Raw genomic sequence first — 3470 nt, forward strand, 5'->3', positions numbered from 1 at the left:
ATCTAAAGAATAGGTATCTTTAACCAAATCGTATATAAAGCTAAAGTCAATTGCTTGATCTATTTTCCTAACCAAATGATCCTCTGGTACCAGATCCTCTATTGATACTAATTCAACTTGAGTTCTCACATCTTCCTTACGCTTTGTTAACATATTTCTCCCCTCACAAGATATTTATTACAATATCTATTATACAAAAAAAGCTTGTAGATTTGTCTAAATAAAGACTTTGTCTACAAGCTGAAAGGTACATAGGTTGTACCTTCATAGTTTAAAGCAAGTGGAACATTTTTTTTACCGTTAAAATATGTATTTCCTTCATTGATCTGTTTACCATTAATCTGAATATTAATTTCTTTTACCAATGCTGTTATTTGTTTAATACTATTTGCAAGGGCTGGATGATAGGTTGTTAGAATAGCGCCTATAATAATACCAACAAATATTCTCTTCATTTCCATTTATTCGCTCCTTTTATAGTAGATATCAGTAGATTCATTGCATATATTTTCTACAAACAAAGGAAAAATCCTGCAAATTTTATTAGAAATTGGCTTTTACTAGTGATTTATATGGTAGTAACCGGTTAATTACCATTTGGACAAAATTCGGCCAACTTATAACAGGATTTTCCCATACTTGCATAGAAATAGAAATCAAATAAATATATTTAAAGGGTGATCTAAGTTGGCAATTATGATTCCAGATATTCATATAGACTCTATTCAAAATAAAGGGGAAAGGGATTTTTATCGGATCGCATCATTATTGCCTGATGATTATACCGTTTTATATTCCTACAAATACCAAATAGGAGAATATGAAAATAATTTGGTTAGAGAGGCAGACTTTATTATTGTACATCCCTTAAGAGGGTATATTGTGGTAGAAGTGAAACAAGGTAATATTAGTTATCACAATGGAAGATGGTATGAAATTAAAGATGGCAATTATCAACCATTACATAAGGATCCAGTAGAACAAGCTCGTACTGCAATGTTTGAAATATTAAATAGTTATAGGAAAAAATCAGGTGGTAATGATTATCCATTGGGTATTAGATATGCAGTTTGTTTTCCTGAAGCTACAAAGTTTTCAGGTGTCTTACCCCAAGACTTAAACAAGGAAAGTATTTGGACATTAAATGAATTAGGAAACTTAGAAAAAACAATCGAAAAACTCTTTGATAAACAAAACAAAAGAAATGCTTATGAAGCCAATAAGATTTTAATTAACAAAGTTTTATCGCCAGTTTTTAAAATCTATTCAACCCTAGAAGATCAGATTGCTTTGTTTCATCAACAATCGGAAATTATTCTATCAGAGGAGCAAGAAAGAATATTGGATGAGACAGAGGAGGATCATCGTAAGGTCTTTTTCGGTGCAGCAGGAACAGGTAAAACGTATATTGCCATGGAGAAAGCAAAACGGCTAGCTAATGAGCAGAAAAAGGTATTTCTTACTTGTTATAATAAAAATTTGGCAAAGCTTTTTAACAACTATATTGATCATGAAAATATCCAAGCTCTTAATTTCTTGGATTATATTGAGAAAGATTTAACTGAAAAAGGTATTTATATGGAAAAACCTAAAAAAGAAGAGGATTTAAGCTCTTATTATGATGAAATCTTACCTTCTACAGCTTTTGATTATTACTCTTCATTAACTGAAGCGGAAAAGTTTGATGCCATTATTGTTGATGAAGGTCAAGACTTTAAAGAAGAGTGGATTATTACCTTGTTATCTATGGTAAAAGAAAACGGTCACTTCTACATTTTTGCTGATGATAAACAGAACATCTTTAGAACGAATATTGAAGCACTGCGTAGATTTGATATCTCTAAGCATAGGTTAACTGTGAATTTCAGAAATACACAGAAAATTAACGAATGGTTTGCCTCTTTTATAAATGAAAAAAGGTTAAGAAGCAAATTAAGTGGCGGTTTACCTGTACAGACCATTAAGTGGAAAAATCAAGATGAGGAAAAACAGATACTTGAAAAAGAAATTAGTAGATTGGTTAGTCAGGGTTTATCTCCAAATCGAATAACAATATTGTCACCATATACAAAGAAAAAAAGTTGTCTTGGCTCAATTAGCAGAATTAAAGAGTGGCCAATTGTAGATCTAAAGAAAGAAAATGGATCGGGAATAAAATTTAGTACCATTAGGTCTTTTAAGGGGTTAGAAGCAGATATTGTTTTTTTGATCGATGTCCATAATAATGATTTAATGTGTTCACCAGAAGAAATCTATGTGGGGGCTTCTAGAGCTAGATATATGTTATATGTTTTGCACCATGAAAATTGGAAAAACAAACTGAGTATATAACGGCTCTCTTTTTTACTGATATAATCTATTATGGATATCAGATAATATTAAAATATGACAATAACAAACATTGGGGGAAATAATTATGACTGGACAAATAATATTGAATTTAGCAATAAGTATTGACGGATATATAGCGTCAGAAGATGGTGGGTGATAAAGGTATTACAATTTTAAAATACTCAAAAAGATAAATAGAAAATAGTTATTAATAACTTGTTCACTAATTTGTAAAATAATTGATGTGAATGTGACTTGAAGTTCAAATTGGATGGTTTTATAATTATTTCAAAGAGAATAACCGATGTTTCAATTTTTTTACATAGCATTATGTTCAAAGTTTCACAATCATTATTATCTTTTGATTAAAATTATGCTACATTTAATATAATTATTTGTTCATGTTTTCACAATAGAAAGATCTGGGCCGATTTTTCACAATAAAAGATTTGGGTCAATGCATATGTTTAGATGTTAATTGGGTACAAATTTTCACTGGTGAAAACATGATTTAAGTTAATAAAACTAATAAATTGAAAGGAGATGATAGGTAATCATAGGTTCTATAAAAATCTAATTAAAATTGTCTAAAAAATAGGAGGAATTACCATGAGTTATAACTTTTATATGCCATCACTTAGTTTAATGGGAGCAGATTCTTTAATTAGTGCTGGAGATGAAATAGTTTCATTAGGATATAAAAAAGCGTTAATCGTTACAGATAAAGTATTGGTTGAAAATGGTTTGGTTAAAAAATTAACCGATATGTTAGATTCCAAAGATATTAAATACGTGATTTTCGATGGAACTCAACCAAATCCAACTGTGAAAAATGTTGAAGATGGATTAGCTATGCTTAGAGAGCATGGATGTGACTTTGTTATTTCATTTGGTAGTGTCAAAAGTTCTATGAAAAATTAAACGTTTGGTGAAAAAGAAATTAAGAATGACAAAATTGGGGAACAAAGAACTTCACAAAGGGTTAAACAAGTATAGCAAAAGCATGACTTCATTTAAACAGTGACAAAAAAGAGCATACTGAAGCAGACTCTTAAAACAGAGCCTAATTAATACTGTTAGATTAAGCAGACTGTTGCTCTAAAATAAATTCCTGTGACAACTCAATAAGTTTAGACCAC

The 3470-nt window shown here is 30.1% G+C and carries 4 protein-coding genes; 2 read left to right on the forward strand and 2 right to left on the reverse strand.

Annotated elements, in window-relative coordinates:
- Nucleotides 1–153 (reverse strand): transposase (locus tag BHF71_RS11685; RefSeq protein WP_084024111.1); only part of this gene is annotated, 153 nt, incomplete at its 3' end.
- Nucleotides 154–233: 80 nt separating this feature from the next.
- Complete coding sequence (locus tag BHF71_RS09615; protein WP_069657429.1) at nt 234–461, reverse strand: hypothetical protein; 228 nt, start codon at nt 459–461, stop codon at nt 234–236.
- 235 nt (nt 462–696) lie between these two features.
- Between BHF71_RS09615 and BHF71_RS09620 the strand changes: the two genes are divergently transcribed.
- The gene (locus BHF71_RS09620) at nt 697–2331 is read left to right on the forward strand and encodes an AAA domain-containing protein (RefSeq protein WP_245683854.1); all 1635 of its coding nucleotides are present in this window, start codon (nt 697–699) and stop codon (nt 2329–2331) included.
- Nucleotides 2332–2940: 609 nt separating this feature from the next.
- Nucleotides 2941–3252, forward strand: a complete 312-nt coding sequence (locus tag BHF71_RS09625; RefSeq protein ID WP_069657431.1) for an iron-containing alcohol dehydrogenase — start codon at nt 2941–2943, stop codon at nt 3250–3252.
- The last annotated feature ends 218 nt before the right edge of the window (nt 3253–3470 follow it).

Source organism: Vulcanibacillus modesticaldus (genome assembly GCF_001730235.1).
Classification (GTDB): Bacteria; Bacillota; Bacilli; order Tepidibacillales; family Tepidibacillaceae; genus Vulcanibacillus; species Vulcanibacillus modesticaldus.

Coding starts and splice junctions, on each gene's coding strand:
- BHF71_RS09615 (WP_069657429.1), bottom strand. CDS start 461: ATGGAAATGAAGAGAATATTTGTTGGTATTATTATAGGCGCTATTCTA.
- BHF71_RS09620 (WP_245683854.1), top strand. CDS start 697: ATGATTCCAGATATTCATATAGACTCTATTCAAAATAAAGGGGAAAGG.
- BHF71_RS09625 (WP_069657431.1), top strand. CDS start 2,941: ATGAGTTATAACTTTTATATGCCATCACTTAGTTTAATGGGAGCAGAT.